Consider the following 18,102-nt stretch of genomic DNA (forward strand, 5'->3'; position numbering starts at 1 on the left):
ACCTGTAATATATCGACTGGATAGGCCAATTCTACGGTGGAAATGCGACACTATCACAGGGCAATTACGACATAAAAATTTATGTTTGAGTATAATTTTAAGTCTGATAACTGTTTGGTGCTTAACCGGGGTGGTAAAGTTTTAAATGTAAACAGCTAAACGTAATCGCGTCCGGTTGATTTACATTGTCAGCGCTGAAAAATAGCTGACTTGCTGTTCTTTAGCCGGTTTTGTGAGAATACAAGAGCATATGAAGTGGGTTGAAGAGTTCCTGAAAAGAAAATGAGGCCACTGATTCTGCGTCTGCTTAGTGGATGTTAAGCCTGTAAACCCGCACATCCGGATCGCGATCATCAAAATATCTTCTCACAAACAGACGATTTTCATTGTCTATATGACTATGAAATAATTTCACATCTTCACCATACTCTATATGGTCAGACAGCGAAAACTGATCAATAAAAGTGCCATCCAGAGCGAAGACTTCAATATAATCTCCTATGGTCAATGCTTCTTTCTCATTTTGCCGATAAATGTGGTAGAAATAATTATCATTGACATCCAATAACATAGAGTAGTACAAAATTTGATATCTATAATTCCCGCCTCTGCCAGAAGAGCTCACCAATCCATTCATATCCTGCAATTCAGATATTGAATCTACATCGTATTCTACATAGTACGGAGCTTCAATAGTTGGATTTCCGACTACTTTAACATCACCTGAGACCGTATCAATTAAAAAAGGTTGCCTTTGTAAACTGTGTGGCCTGCAACAACCCTGTTGCCATCAACTGAAATGAGTTTATGACCTATTGTCCTGCCCATATTCTCTTCGATGGGGATCTTGTTATCAAATTGATATTTAAATATTGGAAAGTGAGATGAAATGTTTTCCTCTTCACCAAGTTCGTAAACTCTCAGTGCGTTTGCAGTCACATCAGTACTGCCGGGTACACCTGAACCTACATAGATTGTCGCAAATTTATCGTTTTTGAGAGGCGCCAGTGTCATAGTTGTCATATCGGGCATGTCTTTGTAGATAAACTCCTCAACGCTGCCTGCTTCCATATTAAATTTAGCCACTTTGAACTGAAAACGATCCAATACTAGTAAATTATCATTTTCATCAACGGCTATTTCTGTAATTCTATTAAATTCTCCCGGACCTCTGCCCTGGGCGCCTACGCTCTGAAGATATTTGCCATCGGGTGTGTATTTATGAATCGCTCTGCCCCGGTGGTCTGCCACAATAATATTGCCGTGGCTGTCAGTACTTACACCAACCGGATTGTATAGATATCCGGGCTCACCGAATTCAAGATCTTCACCTACTGTAAAAAGGTATTCTACCTCAAGACTCATATCCTGAGCCTGCAGTGAAGCACAAAAGAAGAACAGGCTGGCCACAAAGGTTATTATAATTTTTTTATAGCGCTAACGGAGAGCCATTTAACCGGCTTGGCCATTGATGCGAATAAAGTGAGGAAAACTAACAACTAAAACAAGAGCAGAGGCGTGAAAACATGCCTTACGTGGCCAAGTCCGCGTTGAAATGGTTGTTATAAAGCGGTTTTAGGAATATTATTTAGACAAATCGTCAATTTTAAAAAAATCAAATATGTATTCAAGTTTACCATTCTTAATTGGATATTCTTCTGGCATTAGCCAACCGGGTATTTCTCCAATTGATGATTTTCCTATGTAGTCAATTTTTAATCCATTTTTCTCTTTTTTGGTCAAAGCAATTGAATATTTATGCGACATGTCTAATTTCTCAAAAACAAGAAATTCAAGTAGTTTTCTCAATGACTCAGCATTTATAGACTTAATATTTTGCATTCTTTTTCCTGAACCTGAACCACTCGAAATGCTATGGATACCCAAAAAGAATTCTCTAATTTCTTGCTCATCTACGGTTTGAAGGTTTTCGGCAATGTGTTTTGACTTCAAATATCTTTCCAATCTCCAATTGAAGTCTTTTTCTTCTATATATTTGGATATAAAAATTTCAAAATACTTCTGTAGTTCTTTCTTGTCGAAACGAGAATAGTTAGTCAAACTATAATCTTTAACAATTTTTGTTTTGAAGAAGTGACAAAAAGCATCAAATGTGTATGTAAATGGCAGTTCAGTATTGTTTAAATGCTCTAATATTCCCTTGACGAATAAGTGTTTTTCAAGAATTCTTGAATAGTTACTTGAATGTGTTTTCGAAATTCTTGCTCTTTTGTATCTCTCGTTAACCTCAATTTTCTTGTAGAATGTTCGATAGTAAGTAATAGTCTTTAGATCCAATTCGCTGAATGCTTCTTGTTTTAGTTTATGAAGGTAATTTGCTATAAAATCAAGATTGTCAGTTGTTAAAACATTCAATTCCTTGTTGCTACCTATCCCGCTATTTGTAAAATTGGAAGACCCGATTATTGCACATAATCCCAGCCCATTTTTCTTGAAGTAATACACTTTTGAGTGAAGTGAGCTTGTATCATAAACTGAAATAGATTTTTGTGAAGTTTTTAAATCTAAAAGTCTTTGAAATAATTCAGGTGTAGCTGGATAAGATAACCTACAAATTAAGGTGAATTTCACACTACGTTCCATGAGATCGAATAGAACATCGTTAGATGCAATAAATGGAGAGCAAATTAACACCTCGTCAGCTTTATTTATCCATTCTTTTAGCACGGTTCGTAGGCTTATCGTTTCATTATCTATTAGCATATCTGTAAGATTTTAAGTCTTGAATGAACACAAGTTGTTTTCCGCTTTATAACATATAATTCATTTCAGGGCTTTAGACCCTGATTTCTATCGGATAGTAAACCAATTATCTTGATCGTGCAAAAAGGTTACAAAAAATGCCCGATGAATGTTTATCGGCAGATTCTGTATGTCTGAATAAAAGTATCCACCCGGCCAACAGTATCTTTCGGGTGATGATGTCACATAGTTGTGGAAATTGGAATTTCAAAAGCAGGGTGCTCCACACTATCACATCATTGTAGGACTGCCAAAACTTTACAAACATGAATATTTTAAACATTGGTTAAGTAATTGCTGGTTTGAAGTCACTCAAGGCTTTTGGGATGAAAAAACAAGAGAATTACTTATCAGCCGATACGGAAGTACAGAAAATCAAGAATACTCGATCTACTGCTCATTATCCCTTTAAGTACCTGAATAAGGAGTTATCTGATGAATCTAAGAATCAAGGTCGCTACTGGGGATGCTCACGTAACTGGGGTGATCTCATGCACGAAGCGGAACTTACAGGGAGACAGCTCGTCCAATTCAGACGATTAGTTAAGAAACTCACCAAAAAGAATAACGCGCGAATGGCTAAGATGATAACCCTTCCTTTAAATCTTACCATTTTTGGCTAATGGGGTAGTTTTATAGATGCTCTTAATTGGGTTGAACAAGCGTATTAGGCTACAATACTTAAGCCGAACTCACCTTAGTAAAATTGTTCTAGTATTCAATTGCACTCTTTTAATGCACTAAAGAACTAACTACTTGAATATTAACTATATCGGTGTAGCTTAAATGTGTTATTGAAATAAGGAAATAATTATGGGACTATGGGCTAGTTTATAGTCCCATACTTCGCTGACAAAAAAAATAACTACTAAAAAATGGCAAATATTCAACAAGAATTAGACGAAATTGGATACGGAGCAAAATTTAGAAGAGGCGATTTACATATACATTCTTATGGTGAAAGATATGGTTCCTATGATGTAATAGATACTACAATGACTCCTAAAGCTATTGTAGATAAAGCCTTAGAAGAAGGACTTGAAGTAATTAGCATAACTGATCATAATGATATACGAAATGCTGAAATTGCAATAGATTATGCAAACGATAAGAATATTTTAGTCATACCTGGAGTTGAGTTTTCAACGACACAGGGTCACTTACTTGTATATTTTCCAACATTCAAAAATCTGGATGATTTCTTTGGAAAGATTGATGTGAGTGAAGACAGAAAAACCTGTTTTAAAGGATTTGTCGAGTGCTTAGAATTGGCTGGGATTTACGATGGGTTTGGAGTGGCGGCACATATTGATGGACCAAAAGGTTTCGAAACTGAAATTAAAAACTACAACCCTGATAAAGAAAACATAATTAAACATCCTAATTTACTTGGTTTAGAGATTGTCAAAAAAGATTCAAGTAAATTTTACACTATAAATGATACAGAAATTGAAAGGATTAACTTCTTAAAGAAAAGGAACAAAGAACTTTCAAAAGAAAAAGGATATCCTATTGCGGTAGTCATGAACTCAGATTCTCATAGTCTTTCAAGACTTGGAAGAAATGCAGCAGATGATAAGAAAATTACAAGATTTAAAATGGATACTTTAACATTTGAATCTTTAAAACATGCCTTCCTTGATTCATTCTCAAGAATACGTATTGAAGAATTTGTTCCAGAAAATGTACCGCATTTTTACGGTGTTAGAGTTAAAGGAGGGTTTCTACATAATCAACTTATAAAATTTAGCCCTAACCTCACATGCATTATAGGTGGAAGAGGTGCAGGTAAGTCAACACTTTTAGAGTCTATAAGAGAAGCTTCTGGCAACCAATCTCAGAGTAGTAAAATTGTCGATTCCTCAGTTTGGCCAGAAGAAATTGAATTAGTATTCAGAGATGAAGTTGGAGAATATCATGTTTTTCAAAGAGATATTGATGAGGAAACTTATAACAAGACAGATCAAGAAGATGGAATCAAATGTGTACCAATAGAAAGTTATACACAAGGTAGAACTGCTGATTTGATACAGCATGCTAATGATAAACCAGACGTTCTTCTAGAATTTTTTGATGAGTTTATAGTGTTTGAAGAGTTAAAAGAAGAGGAAGAAAAAGTTAGGGTAGATCTGATAGATAAGATAGACTTAATAGATCATCTTAGAAATGAAGTAAATAAAATTGAGGAACTTAAGGGGCAAAAAAAAGAAGTCGAAAGAAAACTTGAAGTTCAAGCAAAAAACAAACTAGATGAATTGATAAAACTTGAACAGAACTTACAAAAGGGTCGAGAGTTTAGAACTGATTTGATAGAGGATCTAAACAATGCGATTACGACTGTGAGAAAGGTGTTATCCGATAAAACATACTTTAATCAAATTAAAGAACAGGACTTTGATTCAATTGAAGTTGGGAAATCAGAATTAGATGAAATTCTTAATGATGTCCAAAAAATAGAAAAGATTATAGAAAAGGCTGGGTTGAAAATTGATTCCGAGTCTAAAGAGATGATCAAATCCATTAAAGGTAATTTGAAATCTTGGAGACTCGAAGAATCCAAAATTCTATCAAGAATTGAAGAAAAAAAGAAAGAGTTAGAGGAAAAGGGCATTAGGTTTGATTTGGCTTTTATAAAGTCTCTAACAAAGCAAAATGTCAAAATTGATAAAAAGCTAACTCAATTAAGAGTTAAGAAAAAGCAATATTTGAAGGAGTTGAAAAATGAAAGAGAACTTATTAAAGAGAGAAAACAATTAAAAAACAGAATTTATCTATACAGGAAAGTGTGGGCGGATAAAATAAATCAGCTACTAGCAGAAACGGTAACTGATTATAGTATTTCGATTAAATTTAATGAAGGAAAATTCTCAGAAGATTTAATTCAATATTTGATGACTGAAATAAATTGGTATCACACTAAGACACCAAAAATGAGGGCTATAATTGAGACTTATCCTCCATATGAATTGCTTAAAATTTTAAGAAGTAAAGACAGAAAAGAATTTGAAAAAATGGAAAGTCCAGAGGGAGGTAGATTATTCTCCAAGACTGAAGTAGATAGTATAGTTTCTTTGAGCAAGCCTCATGTTCTGAACAGAATTAAAACAATTAAATTTGATGACTTTCCAAGATTATTAGTGACAAAAGAAGAGAGAGATGAAAGTGGTAAAAAAGTACTGAGAACTAAAAACTTTACTAACTTATCACTTGGTCAGCAGCAGTCGATTTTACTATCCATATTACTTTACTCAGATAATAAATACCCACTTCTCATAGATCAACCAGAAGATAATTTGGACAGTGAGTTCATTTATAAGACTATCGTTAAGAATTTAAGGCGGGTTAAAGAAATAAGACAAGTGATAATAGTCACGCATAATGCAAATATTGCAGTTTTAGGTGATGCAGAATTAATTATACCATTTAAAAGTACAAGCCAGAGAGCTCATCTAATTGATTCTGGGTCAATTGATAATACAGAAACAAAAAATATCACTTGTAATATTTTAGAGGGAAGTAAACAAGCTTTTAAAAAGAGAAAGGAGATATATGGAATCTGAAGCTTTGAAACTCTCAGAAAAAATCTAAACTGTTTTCACTAATGTTTGCACCATAAAAACAAAAACCCATGCAAATCAATGACTTACATGGGTTTTAGTGGGCGCTGAGGGATTCGAACCCCCGACCCCCTCGGTGTAAACGAGATGCTCTAAACCAACTGAGCTAAGCGCCCGTGTTTTTCAACAGAGCATCAAAGATAAGAAGGTAAACGATTCAGACAAAATAGTTTTTTATGATTCCCCAAAAATTTCAAGGCCCAACATGCCGGAACAGCCACTATCGTTTTGGAATTACTGGCGTTATCAACTAAATAAAGTTCAGAATTAATTTTTAATATCGAGACATTCAATGAAGTATTCGGTTTTTGAGCAACATCCGCTAAAGAATCGATTTGCCTGTAATATTCAACTTTCACAGCATCTGATTTTTTATTATCTATAAGCAGGTTAACGCTGTTAAGTTGAACGATCTGATACTGTTTTATGGTTTGATTAACAAGCACTTAGATGTGAAATACCGGCGTCAGCGTTTACGATAATTCTGTACAGGATTATTGCGATATATGTTTGAATGAGCATGTAATTTGAATTGAAGCAAAATTAAGCCTAACAGGAGAATACTATGGCTCAATCCAAGAAGGGAAAAGAAGTTGTATTTATTGATGGCGGACGAACACCTTTTCTTCGTGCCGGAACCGAATTTAAAAAGCTGAGCGCGTATGATCTCGGGCGCAGGGCTATCGCAGGGCTAATCAGCAGGACCAAACTGGATGGAGAACATATCGACCGTGTATTTTACGGTAATGTGATCCAGGATATTAATACCAGTAATGTGGCGCGGGAATCTTCCCTTGCTGCAGGTCTGCCCGAAAGCATTCCCGCAACGACGGTCTCCATGGCATGTATCTCCTCAAATATGGCGCTCACCATGGCAAAAGACACGATCGAAACCGGTAATGCCCGGGCAGCCATTGTGGGCGGAACCGAAGTGATGAGCGATATCCCGATCCGGTTCAGAAAGAAATTTCGCCAGAAACTGCTGGAAACGCAGCGTTATAAATCTCCGGCAGACTACCTGAAGTTCTTTAAAAACCTGAAACCATCTGACCTGCTGCCCGAAATTCCTTCCATCGCAGAATTTTCCACCGGTGAAACAATGGGACAAAGCTGCGATAAGATGGCGGCGAAGTATGATATTTCCCGCGAGGAGCAGGATGCCTATGCTCTGCGTTCACACCTGAAAGCAGACCAGTCACGGGATCAACTTTTAAAAGAGATTTTCCCGGTTTCGCTGAATAAGGGCGAGAGTATTGTTAAAGAGGATAACGGCATTCGCGGAGACAGTTCTCCTGAAAAGCTGGCATCACTCAAACCGGCTTTCATCAAACCGCACGGAACCGTTACGGCAGGGAATGCCTCGTTTCTTACGGATGGCGCCTCTGCCGGGCTGGTGATGGATCGAGATTTTGCCCTCGAAAACGGTTACAAGCCAAAAGCGATTCTAAGATCATACAGCTACGTTGCCCGGCGTCCGGGTGATGAATTATTGATTGGTCCGGCATTCGCGGTACCCAAAGTCTTGGATGATATGAAGCTGAAACTGGACGAAATTGATGTTTTTGAATTCCATGAGGCATTCGCGGGGCAGATGCTTACAGTTCTGAAAGCTCTCGCCAGTGATGACTTTGCCAAAGAACGCCTTGGTAAAAGCAAAGCCGTTGGAAAAGTACCGTATGATCTGCTTAACAGCCGTGGCGGATCTCTATCAATCGGCCACCCTTTTGCGGCAACCGGCGTGCGAATGGTCACCACCGCCGCCAATCGCCTGATCGACAACGGTGGTACATACGCCCTCATCGCTGCCTGTGCTGCCGGCGGACAGGGTCATGCGATGTTAATTGAGAGGTATGAGGAGTAAGGTGTGAGATGACAGTTGTGAGAAAATCTCCCCTGGAGGGGAGATGAATAAGCTCCGTTCGGTCGGAGCTTTTCTGAGGGGTGTTCAGGTTTTTTTATAAACGGAAGTAGACAATCTATCTCTGAAAATTTAAATGTAGTGGCTGATATTTTTATCTGACTGTGAATGATTTATTGAGCTCCCCTCCATGTGGAGTGCTTTTCGACATAGGGAGGGGCCGGGGGTGGGTCAGAATTCGTGGACACCCCTCAAATCATTGCGCTGAACGCGCAAGATTTTCTCCCCTCAAGGGGAGAGTTTTTATTCAAATTCAAATACCTAAACCCATGGCCAAACATAAATCGATTCTCAATACGGAAATCATCAGCGGAGTAGCAATTGTAACGCTGGATACGCCAGATGAAAAGGTGAACAAATTGAATGAGGCCCTGATTGAGGAGTTTTCCGGGTTTCTTGACCAGCTTGAATCGGATGAGGAGCTGAAAGGGGCCGTGCTCCTGAGCGGCAAGGATGAGAATTTTATCGCCGGGGCTGATATTGAAATGTTTAAAACCCGGGAGACGTCCGAAGAGCTTGCGGAGCTTAGCTGGACGGGACATGAAATTCTGTTGCGGGTGGAGCAGTGCAAAAAGCCGATCGTCGCGGGAATTCACGGATCGTGCATGGGCGGCGGCACTGAACTGGCCCTGGCTTGTCATTACCGGATCGTATCCGATCACTCCGATACTAAAATCGGTCTGCCGGAAGTAAAACTTGGACTCCTTCCCGGAATGGGAGGAACGCAGCGCCTGCCCCGGCTGATTGGCCTGCAAAAAGCTCTGCCCTACCTGCTCACCGGCAAAAATATGTACCCGCGACACGCCCGCCGAACCGGATTCGCCAATGAAGTCGTACATCGCCACGCCTTAAAGGATGCAGGAATAAGTGTGGTTAATAAACGAACTGAGAAAACTGCAAAACATCCGGATAAACGGTCGCTGGCCGAAAAGGCGCTTGAAAGCAATCCGCTTACCCGGAAAGTGATCTTTTCACAGGCACGAAAACAGACGATTGGAAAGACCAGGGGTAATTATCCCGCACCGTTTAAAATTATTGAATCTGTGGAGTACGGTTACAAAAACGGGTTCGAAAAAGGCTTGAAAAATGAATCGAAACTGTTTGGAGAGCTGGCCGTTACGCCGGAATCCCGTGCGCTCGTGCAGCTCTTCTTCGCGATGAACAGGGCGAAGAAAAACCCGTTTGAAAAGAAAGCAAAAGAGGTTAAAAATATAGGAGTGCTTGGTGCCGGGCTGATGGGATCAGGCATCACCGAAGTTTCAGTTGAGGATGGAATTCACGTCTGGCTGAAAGATCAGTCGCTTGAAAATGCGGCGAAAGGCGAGGCAGATATTGATGAAAACCTTCAGGAGAAAATCGATAAAAAGATTATTTCATCCTTTGAAAAAGATGAGCTGATGAGCCGGATCCATCCGACCACCAGCTATGAAAATTTTGACCAGATCGATTTGGTAATCGAGGCAGTTTTTGAGGATCTGGAACTGAAACAGAAGATTGTGAAAGAGGTGGAAGAGAATTCATCTGAACATACGATTTTTGCATCTAACACATCCTCGCTGCCGATCAGCGATATTGCAGCCAAAGCCAAACGCCCGGAAAACATCCTGGGAATGCACTACTTCTCGCCCGTACAAAAGATGCCGCTGCTGGAAATCATTAAAACGGAAAAAACAGCCGATTGGGTGATCGCTACGGCGTACGAAGTGGGGCTGCGTCAGGGTAAAACAGTCATAGTGGTGGAAGACGGACCCGGATTTTACACAACGCGCATTCTTGCACCTTTCATTAACGAAGCTTTATTGATGCTCGAAGAGGGTGCATCCATCGAACAGCTGGATAAGGCGATGAAACAGTTTGGGTTCCCTGTAGGCCCGGTTGCGCTGCTGGATGAGGTGGGCATTGATGTGGGCGCACATGTGGCGGGTGTGCTGAGCGACACATTTGAAGAGCGAGGCGCCAAAACGAGCAAGAAAGCAGCAGAACTGATGGAGGCCGGCTACAAAGGTCGAAAAAATAACAAAGGATTCTACAAATATGGAGACGGCTCGAAGAAAAAGGAAATCAACGAGGAGATCTACAAGTTCTTTGGCGGCACAACCCGAAAGGAGTTTAAGGAGATCGAAATTCAGCAGCGCCTTGCGCTGGTGATGGTTAACGAGGCCGTTCACTGCCTGGGAGAAGGGATTCTTGATAATGCCACCGATGGCGACCTGGGTGCTATTCTTGGCCTTGGATTTCCGCCGTTTTTGGGCGGACCGTTCCGGTATATCGATCGTGAAGGATCCGGGGCGATTGTCGAAAGAATGGAGATTCTTCAAACCGAACTGGGTGACCGGTTCAAACCGGCAGGTCTGCTAACGAAACACGCGAAAAATAATACTCCTTTTCACGACTGATGTTATAATGGCCGGACAACAATCTTCGGCTGCCCGGTTTTTAACAAATTCGCTTTAGCTTTACCTCAGGCCGAAACGCGTTCTTCCACATTTTTGAGCGCAAGATCTTTAATCGACTCAAAAGCGTGGAGTGTTTTTTCGATATGTTCCTTGGTGTGGCCGGCAGTAGGAATCAGCCGGATCAGCACCATTCCTCTCGGAACCACAGGATATGCCACGCCGCTCACAAACACGCCGTAGTCTTCGCGCAGTGTTCGCATAATGGTTGTGCAAAGCTCCGTACTGCCTTTCGTTAGTACGGGTGTTACAGGGCTTTCTGAAGGCAGGACGTTGTAGCCGATATCTATCAACCCTTCACGAAGTGCCATTGTATTTTCCCACAACTTTTCTCTCCATTCAGGATGTTTTCGGATCAGATCAAGACGTTTCCTGGCGGATACTACGATCGGCATCGGCAGTGATTTTGCAAAAATCTGGCTTCGGGTATTTGCCTTTAAAAACTCTACGACCCTGGGTTCAGATGCGATAAAAGCTCCAATCAGTGCAAAAGACTTGGCAAAGGTTCCGAAATAAACATCAATCCCATCCTGACAGCCGAGCTGTGTTCCGGTTCCTGATCCGTCATCGCCGAGGGTTCCCAGTCCGTGCGCATCATCCACTAAAAGACGAAAATCGTACTTCTCCTTCAGAGCGATAATCTCTTTCAGCTTGCCGAGATCCCCTGTCATTCCGAATACACCTTCAGTAACTACTAAGATAGATGAATTCGGTTTTCTGCGGCGATCGGCGCGTGCGAGCTGCTTTTCAAGGCTCTCAATATCGTTGTGTTTGAACACAGACTTCTCCGCCATGGCAAGCTGTTTGCCGTCTACAATGCAGGCGTGACTAAGTTCGTCATATATCAAAAAATCATTTCGGTCAACCAGAGCATGGATCACGCTCATAATGCCCTGGTAGCCGTAATTCAGCAGCAGCGCTTCCTCTTTATGAACAAAATCGGCAAGCTCCTTTTCGAGTGCTTCATGCTCCGTTGAATTTCCGGTCATTAGCCTGGCCCCCATCGGCACGCTCAGGCCATACTCTTCAGCAGATTGAGCATCCGCTTCGCGAACTTCAGGATGATTTCCAAGGCTCAGATAATCGTTTACACTCCAAACGACCATATCTTTGCCATTAAATTTCATAACCGGGCCCAGAGGCCCTTCAAGTCGTGGAAAAGTGTAGTACCCGTAGCCGTCAGATGTGAATTCTCCTAAAGGACTCGGTCGTCCTTCGAGTTTGTCAAAAAGATCCATAAAATCATTGTCAGTTAGTCATTATCCTGAAGTGCATCTAAATCGCAGGGTTCAGACACAAAACTCAAAAAATGTACGGAAATTGAGCCCCATGTCAAAAAGATGTGGGAGATTAAGGGGGCAATTTATGGTACAGGATGTCCTTGTGAAGCGACCAGAAGTTCAAACCAGTCCTGCCGATCCAGCTTAATCTCAAGCGCAGCGGCAGCTTCCTGCAGCCGTTCTGCTTTCCCCGTTCCAAGCACCGGCTGCGGGTTGCAAGGCAGAGCAAGAAGCCAGGCGATTACAATCTGTGCGGCCGAAGCACTATATTTTTCAGTTAGTTGGCCGATCGTATGCCTTACCCTTTGAGCGCGTTCATCATCACCCCAAAAGAGCGCACCGCCGGCAAATGGAGACCAGATCATTGGGGTGATCCGGTTCATCTGTGCATGATCAAATGTACCATCAAATATGGGTTCGAGGTGGTGAAGTGAACACTCCACCTGGTTCGTTACCAGTGGCGCATCAAGACGGCTTTGCAGCAAATCGAACTGGGAGGGTGAGAAATTTGAAACTCCCGCATGCCGGACTTTCCCGCTTTTGATCAACTCGTCCAGGGTTCCAGCTGTTGAATCGGCATCCATCAGGGGATCGGGACGATGCAGCAGCAGCAAATCGATATAATCGGTTTGAAGATTCCGGAGTGAATTTTCAACCGATTGCCGGATGTGTTCCGGTGTGGTATTGTAGTGATTGATCCGGTACTCCGGTTTCTGATCACAAACCAGGCAGATGTCGCACTTGGTTACGATCTCCATTTTTTCCCGCAGCGATGGATTTATCTTCAGTGCTTCCCCAAAACGGGCCTCATTGGTATATAATCCGTAGATATCGGCGTGATCAAACGTGGTAATTCCAATCTCCAGTGCGGACTCAATCCAGTTCAGAAGTTCCTGCGGTGAGTAGTTCCAGCTGTCTGATCTCCAAAGGCCTGCTGCTATGGCTGAGCCTCCAGGGCCGTCGGCGTGATATGCAATTCTTTTCAATGAATCGGTGGGTTGATTTTAAAATAGGTTAGCGGCTGTAGCGCAGTACAAAAAGTCCGTTTTCAATATCACTTACAAGTATTTTATCGCCGTGCAGATACGGGTAAACCGACCATAAACCAGCAAATACGGGCTGATTGGTAAGGGGAGTTGTGTTAAAATACCCCAGGGTGCGAACATCTTGAGGGAGGGGGCTGGATACATCCAGTATCCGCAGACCGGCGGTGTAGTTAGCCTGGTACATCAGATCTCCACGGATATAAAGGTTGTGTGTCACGGCGATGGTATCGTGTTCATAATACCCTATCAATTCCGGCTCTTCGAGATTCATTACATCCCAGATTAAAGTGCGGGTGTTAATTCCATTTCTGATTTCATCCAGCTCATCATTCATAAAAAAGTAGCGCTGATCTTCCGTCAGCCAGCCCTGGTGTGAATATTCGGCACCCTCATACGCCGTATTCGATATCGTTACAGGATTTTCTTTATCCGTTACGCCAGATATCAAAAAAGTGAGCTCTGCCGAACTGAAGCAGATTTCCTCGTCGCTGTATCTCGAATCGGGGCCGTTGTAGATTACGCATTGGGTGTCGTGAATATATCCGTCCCGGATCACCCCGCCCGCATCCGGCTCAACATGGCAGCCGGCGTAGGTTGGCTGCATTGGATTTTCATGCAGGTTGATGATATGAAGCCCGCCGTTCGAGGCACAGATTTCGCCGGTGGTTGCTCCGATGACATAAGCGTACCCGCTCTCCTCGTTAATTGCGATATTGTGTGCATTACCAAACCGGGAATAGAGATAATCTTCCCTGAACTCTTCCGGCGGATTCTGAACGTTTCGCAGCCGGGTCAGATCAAACACCTGCATGCCGTGCGTTCCCTGTTCACTTACCACATACATGGTATTCTGATACACCTTCATATCCCTCCAATCCGATGCATCTTTAAATTCTCCTTCCTCAGGATGGGCTAATAGCGGAGGGTGTTTCTGCTGCTGATCCACAGTTGATTCCAGGAGTTTTCCCACAACAACCGGTTCGGCGGGATTCGATACATCCACAAAAGAGATTCCGTCCGTAAGCCCTACAAGAGCATATTCACGGCCTGTTTCCGGATCGATCCAGCCCCAGATATCATTTAGCCGGTCACCGCCCAGATCCTCCGGTGTCAGATGAGCGTAAAAATCTATATTACTGCACGGATAACCTTCACTCGTTCCGTTTTCGCAGGCGGTATACTCAAATTTTTCAGAATCTGAACTGGTGCTGCACCCCAGCAAAACCAGAATAAAAATAAGGGAGAGATGTAAATAACGGAACATATTCGTACAAATAGGTGTTTAATGTGTAGCTGTGTCGAATAAAAACTTGATATCTTCATAAAAAGTATCATTTTTATCCTATTAACCCGAAAATTTTTACTTTTAACTTATGGAAGAGGAAAAAGAAGTGGATAAGTTCGAAGAGATGATTGAGAACCCGACGAAGCATCAGTTAAAAGCAATTCATAGCGCCAGGGAACGAGCCTGTATTGATGCAATGAAATCATCCACGTCTAAAAATCCGCATAACAAAGGTTCCGATCTTGCAGGGCTTTGGAATTATGTTTACGAAGAGTATTACCAGATGCAGTAACCCGTTACAATCCTACACAATCGGCCCTGATATAATTTGAAGTGCGTGTTTATGAACTTCAAACTTCAGATCACTAATTTTTGTACCGGCCAGTTCGCCATCAATATGAATATGTAACGGGATGGCTGTATGAAGTTCAACCTTTTGAAACTGTTCATGTCGTATTTCCTTCATGTTTTCCGGAAACCGAAACAGGAACTGAGGCAGCGCAATCAATAGTTTTAGTTTGTTCATTTTTGATACCGTCAGCAGATCCAGCTTCCCATCCCGGTTATCTGCATCCGGTGCCACGATAAAAGCCCCACCCTCTCTTTTACCTGCACATGCGGTAATCATCATGAGCAATTTTTTTTCAGGTTCATTGTTGTCAGCGCGTATTACGACCTCACATGCGGATGTTTTAAAGATCGCTTTCAGCGCTCCCAGAACGTAGCCTAATCGCCCAACCGTTTTTTTAAATTCGTTCGTGTATACATTTGCCAGTCCGTCGAGGCCAATTCCGGCCGTATTAAGACACCAGCCGTTTACATCACCGCTGCACCGGATCAGATCAATTTTTGTGAGATGATTAGCTGCGATAAGGTTCAGGGCATCGGCCGGAGATTCCGGTATGTTATTCATCATCGCAAAATCGTTGCCGCTGCCAAGCGGAATCACTCCAAGAGTAGTGCCCGTGTCGGCCGCGATCGATCCCGTTTTGTGAACCGTCCCGTCACCGCCGCAGGCTACCATCAGATCGAAGTTTTTTGCCTGCTCTGCAAGATGGACCCAAAACTGCGGATCCGGCTCTGTTTCCATCCACGTCCGGTGCGGCCATAAACGTTTTGTTTTGTCCCGGATTTCCTCTCTCATTTTTTCCGCCTTGCCGCCGTTGGCAGATGGATTAAAAACAAAGCAGATTCCGGGTTGATGGGTCGTCATTTTTATTGAAAAGTGGGTTAATTCCCCCGACCCTTTGAGTCGGAAAAGATAAAAGTCCCCCTTCGAAGGGGCTCATTTTTTGAACGCGTAAGCGAAAGCGAACGGAGAGAGCTGGGGGATGACTTTCTGAGTTCAGAATTGTCCAATTCTTGGCTTTGATCCAAAACCAACTATCCCCCATTGCCCCCTTCCCCAAAAGGATGCCTATGGCAAAAGGGGGACACCCCTGAATAAACTTCATACGTAACTAAAAAGTTATGGGTCAAAATGATTCAATAATTTAACTCACAGACTCTAATTAAATAAGTATCCACTATTTGTAAATATCAGTCCCGGAAAATGGTGGCACTCCCTGAAAACTGCGCCAACATTACGATTTCACCCCTGTTTTTCCGCCCACTCCGCGAGGGACAGTTCCGGTTTACCCAGCTTGCTCCAGGTCTGTTCTGATTGAAATTTTTCATCGTAATGATTGATGGCATAGAGAATGTTGTACTGAAAGTCGATAGTAGATGAAAACGGTTTCATCAGCCGGAACAGGCCAAGCGGTGCTTTCGCTTTTTTCAGCTTAGGATTGGGGTGATGCCGGATGAAAATATCAGCCGCCTCTTCCATGTTATACGGTTCCGGTCCCTGGATGGAGTATTCAAAATCTTCATGACTTTCAAGATCTTTCCGAAAAGCGTTTGCAACCTGCATCCCGTAATCTTCCGCGCTGATCCACCAGCTTTTTGTTACCTGGTCACCGGCAAGGTATACGCGATTTCCCTTCATCTGCAGATGGGCCAGGTTCTCATAAAAACTCGACGGGTAGAAGATCGTCACCGGAATATCGGCCTCTTTTAGAATCCTGCACGCTTCTCTTTTGATATCAAAAACCCACCAATCGGTTTCGCTATAATCTTTCACCAGCGATGACAGAAATCCGATACGTTTCACACGGGCCGATTTTGCCGCCTCAATTACATTCTGCAGGCCGTCAATCTCAGTTTTAAATTCATTTTTCTTTTCATCCGGTGTAGTGCTTAGGTTGAGATACACAAAATCTATATCGGCAAACGCGGAGCGAAGGCTTCTCTTATCTTTCAAATCACCTTTAAACAGATGCATTCCCGCACCAAGTTTTTGATGCACTTTCTGCATATTGCGGACGACTGCCGTTACCGAATAACCCTGTTTTTTTAGTACCTTGGTAACCGGCGCCCCAAGCATTCCTGTGGCTCCAACCACGGCAATGGTTCGAATGATATTCATCAGTTATTATGGATTTAATCGTTAAGAGAACGGGATGATGTTCAAATAGATTCCGGATTGCAAATCATTCTGACCGCCAGCGCCCGTGTAAATTTCGATCTGTTTAGCCAACTTGCTACACCTAAATGTAACGTAATCACCCGATGGTTCACAAAGTAACACTTTCATTTTTCCTGATTCTAATCCTTCTTATCTCTTGCGCTGAAGAAAATCGTGAAGAGACTTTTTTTGATACATCCCATGAATACCTGACCCCCGTCGTTCAGCATGAAATGTCGTTCGAAGAGATTCATCAGCCGCGAAAGATGAGAGTGATAGATGGACGGCTATTCGTTTCCGATTTCAGCAACCGCCCGGCATTCCACGAACTGAGTGCAGAAACCGATGGAGAACTGACCTACACCCGCGGTTTGGGAACAGAGGGCGATGGTCCCGGAGAATTTCTGATGATTGAAGATTTTGCGGATGCCGGCTCGCTCATCTACATTTATGATGGTCAGCAGCTGAAGCTTACCGGTTTTGAAAATGATTTCAACCCGGAACCTGTGGATGAGATTTACCTCGAAACAGGCGGGCACCCTCTTGCGGTGTATCACCTTTCGAATGGTTCGTTTGTCTCCTCCGGACTTTATGCAGATGAAAGGATTCAGGTTTTTGATGACGAGGGAGCTATCAAACGCCGGATAGGTGACCTCACATCGTTTGATGACAGTTTTTCAGGCAGGGAACTGGCCATTTCGTGGTACAGTTTTTCTGCTATCTCTCCTGATGAGGACTGGATTGCGCTTTTCTCCTCTAATTCAGACCATATCGAAACGTATGATCTCCAATCCGGTGATCTTCTTCAGTCTGTGATGGGCCAGGAAAATCCCTACCCGAGAATGCAGCTTGAAACGGTAGACGGGCAGACCTGGCCGGTGGATGACGGCAGCATCTACGGCTACCTTTGGGCCGATGCTGATGATGAGTATATGTACGGACTCTACTCGGGTGAGATCCAGTCGCAGCAGGAACGGTTTCGTGCGGGGATTATTCATCTGCTGGATCACGACCTGAACCTGGTGGCTGCCTACCGGCTTGACCACTACCCGTTCACGATGGCCGCCGATCAGAATGGCGGGATCTACACCGTTACGCATACCGATACCGGCGCCGTATTTCGATACATCACTTTTCCACAGGATTAAACAGAATCAAACGCAGGATTTCAGATTCAGAATTGTAAACCATCCCTGCGATCCCTAATTTTGCACTCAAAAAGTATCGCGAGGTA

At 42.7% G+C, this 18,102-nt stretch carries 13 protein-coding genes and 1 tRNA gene; 5 read left to right on the top strand and 9 right to left on the bottom strand.

The window, feature by feature from the left end; translation table 11 throughout:
• Positions 1 to 307: 307 nt before the first annotated feature.
• The 3 genes from DYD21_RS00630 to DYD21_RS00640 form a co-directional block, all read right to left on the bottom strand.
• Complete coding sequence (locus DYD21_RS00630) at positions 308 to 583, bottom strand: hypothetical protein (RefSeq protein ID WP_158551357.1); 276 nt, start codon at positions 581 to 583, stop codon at positions 308 to 310.
• 155 nt (positions 584 to 738) lie between these two features.
• Positions 739 to 1,410: a 6-bladed beta-propeller gene (locus DYD21_RS00635; protein WP_116030838.1), complete on the bottom strand. Its 672-nt coding sequence runs from the start codon at positions 1,408 to 1,410 to the stop codon at positions 739 to 741.
• Positions 1,411 to 1,584: 174 nt separating this feature from the next.
• Positions 1,585 to 2,724: a restriction endonuclease PLD domain-containing protein gene (locus tag DYD21_RS00640; protein WP_116030840.1), complete on the bottom strand. Its 1,140-nt coding sequence runs from the start codon at positions 2,722 to 2,724 to the stop codon at positions 1,585 to 1,587.
• A 914-nt stretch (positions 2,725 to 3,638) separates the two neighbouring features.
• Here DYD21_RS00640 and DYD21_RS00655 point away from each other — a divergent pair.
• Positions 3,639 to 6,323, top strand: coding sequence for a TrlF family AAA-like ATPase (locus tag DYD21_RS00655; RefSeq protein WP_116030846.1), 2,685 nt, complete (start codon positions 3,639 to 3,641; stop codon positions 6,321 to 6,323).
• A gap of 98 nt (positions 6,324 to 6,421) precedes the next feature.
• On the opposite strand, the gene DYD21_RS00660 is transcribed toward DYD21_RS00655, so the two are convergent.
• Positions 6,422 to 6,496 (bottom strand) — tRNA-Val (locus DYD21_RS00660).
• Positions 6,497 to 6,945: 449 nt separating this feature from the next.
• Here DYD21_RS00660 and DYD21_RS00670 point away from each other — a divergent pair.
• Together DYD21_RS00670 and fadJ are read left to right on the top strand one after the other, a co-directional pair.
• Complete coding sequence (locus DYD21_RS00670; RefSeq protein WP_116030850.1) at positions 6,946 to 8,241, top strand: acetyl-CoA C-acyltransferase; 1,296 nt, start codon at positions 6,946 to 6,948, stop codon at positions 8,239 to 8,241.
• Between the two features lie 326 nt (positions 8,242 to 8,567).
• Positions 8,568 to 10,694, top strand: coding sequence for a fatty acid oxidation complex subunit alpha FadJ (gene fadJ / locus DYD21_RS00675; protein ID WP_116030852.1), 2,127 nt, complete (start codon positions 8,568 to 8,570; stop codon positions 10,692 to 10,694).
• A 65-nt stretch (positions 10,695 to 10,759) separates the two neighbouring features.
• Here fadJ and DYD21_RS00680 read toward each other — a convergent pair whose 3' ends face one another.
• The 3 genes from DYD21_RS00680 to DYD21_RS00690 all read right to left on the bottom strand — a co-directional run bounded on the left by DYD21_RS00680 (position 10,760) and on the right by DYD21_RS00690 (position 14,341).
• Positions 10,760 to 11,989 (bottom strand): aminotransferase class I/II-fold pyridoxal phosphate-dependent enzyme, encoded by a 1,230-nt coding sequence (locus DYD21_RS00680; protein WP_116030853.1) that lies wholly within the window; start codon positions 11,987 to 11,989, stop codon positions 10,760 to 10,762.
• A gap of 125 nt (positions 11,990 to 12,114) precedes the next feature.
• Entirely contained in the window at positions 12,115 to 13,017 is a 903-nt protein-coding gene (locus DYD21_RS00685) for an aldo/keto reductase family oxidoreductase (RefSeq protein ID WP_199535432.1), read from the bottom strand.
• Between the two features lie 28 nt (positions 13,018 to 13,045).
• A complete protein-coding gene (locus DYD21_RS00690) occupies positions 13,046 to 14,341 on the bottom strand; it encodes a choice-of-anchor B family protein (RefSeq protein WP_116030855.1) in 1,296 nt (431 codons plus the stop codon).
• Between the two features lie 109 nt (positions 14,342 to 14,450).
• Between DYD21_RS00690 and DYD21_RS00695 the strand changes: the two genes are divergently transcribed.
• Positions 14,451 to 14,654, top strand: coding sequence for a hypothetical protein (locus tag DYD21_RS00695; RefSeq protein ID WP_116030857.1), 204 nt, complete (start codon positions 14,451 to 14,453; stop codon positions 14,652 to 14,654).
• Between the two features lie 12 nt (positions 14,655 to 14,666).
• Here DYD21_RS00695 and DYD21_RS00700 read toward each other — a convergent pair whose 3' ends face one another.
• On the bottom strand, positions 14,667 to 15,575 hold the full coding sequence (locus tag DYD21_RS00700; protein ID WP_116030859.1) for a diacylglycerol kinase family protein: 909 nt from the start codon (positions 15,573 to 15,575) through the stop codon (positions 14,667 to 14,669).
• A 378-nt stretch (positions 15,576 to 15,953) separates the two neighbouring features.
• The gene (locus DYD21_RS00705) at positions 15,954 to 16,829 is read right to left on the bottom strand and encodes an SDR family oxidoreductase (protein WP_116030861.1); all 876 of its coding nucleotides are present in this window, start codon (positions 16,827 to 16,829) and stop codon (positions 15,954 to 15,956) included.
• Positions 16,830 to 16,972: 143 nt separating this feature from the next.
• Between DYD21_RS00705 and DYD21_RS00710 the strand changes: the two genes are divergently transcribed.
• Positions 16,973 to 18,016 (top strand): BF3164 family lipoprotein, encoded by a 1,044-nt coding sequence (locus tag DYD21_RS00710; RefSeq protein ID WP_116030863.1) that lies wholly within the window; start codon positions 16,973 to 16,975, stop codon positions 18,014 to 18,016.
• The last annotated feature ends 86 nt before the right edge of the window (positions 18,017 to 18,102 follow it).

Source organism: Rhodohalobacter sp. SW132 (assembly GCF_003390325.1).
In the GTDB taxonomy this organism is placed as follows: Bacteria; Bacteroidota; Rhodothermia; order Balneolales; family Balneolaceae; genus SW132.

Coding starts and splice junctions, on each gene's coding strand:
- DYD21_RS00680 (WP_116030853.1), bottom strand. CDS start 11,989: ATGGATCTTTTTGACAAACTCGAAGGACGACCGAGTCCTTTAGGAGAA.
- DYD21_RS00705 (WP_116030861.1), bottom strand. CDS start 16,829: ATGAATATCATTCGAACCATTGCCGTGGTTGGAGCCACAGGAATGCTT.
- DYD21_RS00655 (WP_116030846.1), top strand. CDS start 3,639: ATGGCAAATATTCAACAAGAATTAGACGAAATTGGATACGGAGCAAAA.
- DYD21_RS00690 (WP_116030855.1), bottom strand. CDS start 14,341: ATGTTCCGTTATTTACATCTCTCCCTTATTTTTATTCTGGTTTTGCTG.
- DYD21_RS00640 (WP_116030840.1), bottom strand. CDS start 2,724: ATGCTAATAGATAATGAAACGATAAGCCTACGAACCGTGCTAAAAGAA.
- DYD21_RS00670 (WP_116030850.1), top strand. CDS start 6,946: ATGGCTCAATCCAAGAAGGGAAAAGAAGTTGTATTTATTGATGGCGGA.
- DYD21_RS00695 (WP_116030857.1), top strand. CDS start 14,451: ATGGAAGAGGAAAAAGAAGTGGATAAGTTCGAAGAGATGATTGAGAAC.
- DYD21_RS00710 (WP_116030863.1), top strand. CDS start 16,973: ATGGTTCACAAAGTAACACTTTCATTTTTCCTGATTCTAATCCTTCTT.
- fadJ (WP_116030852.1), top strand. CDS start 8,568: ATGGCCAAACATAAATCGATTCTCAATACGGAAATCATCAGCGGAGTA.
- DYD21_RS00700 (WP_116030859.1), bottom strand. CDS start 15,575: ATGACGACCCATCAACCCGGAATCTGCTTTGTTTTTAATCCATCTGCC.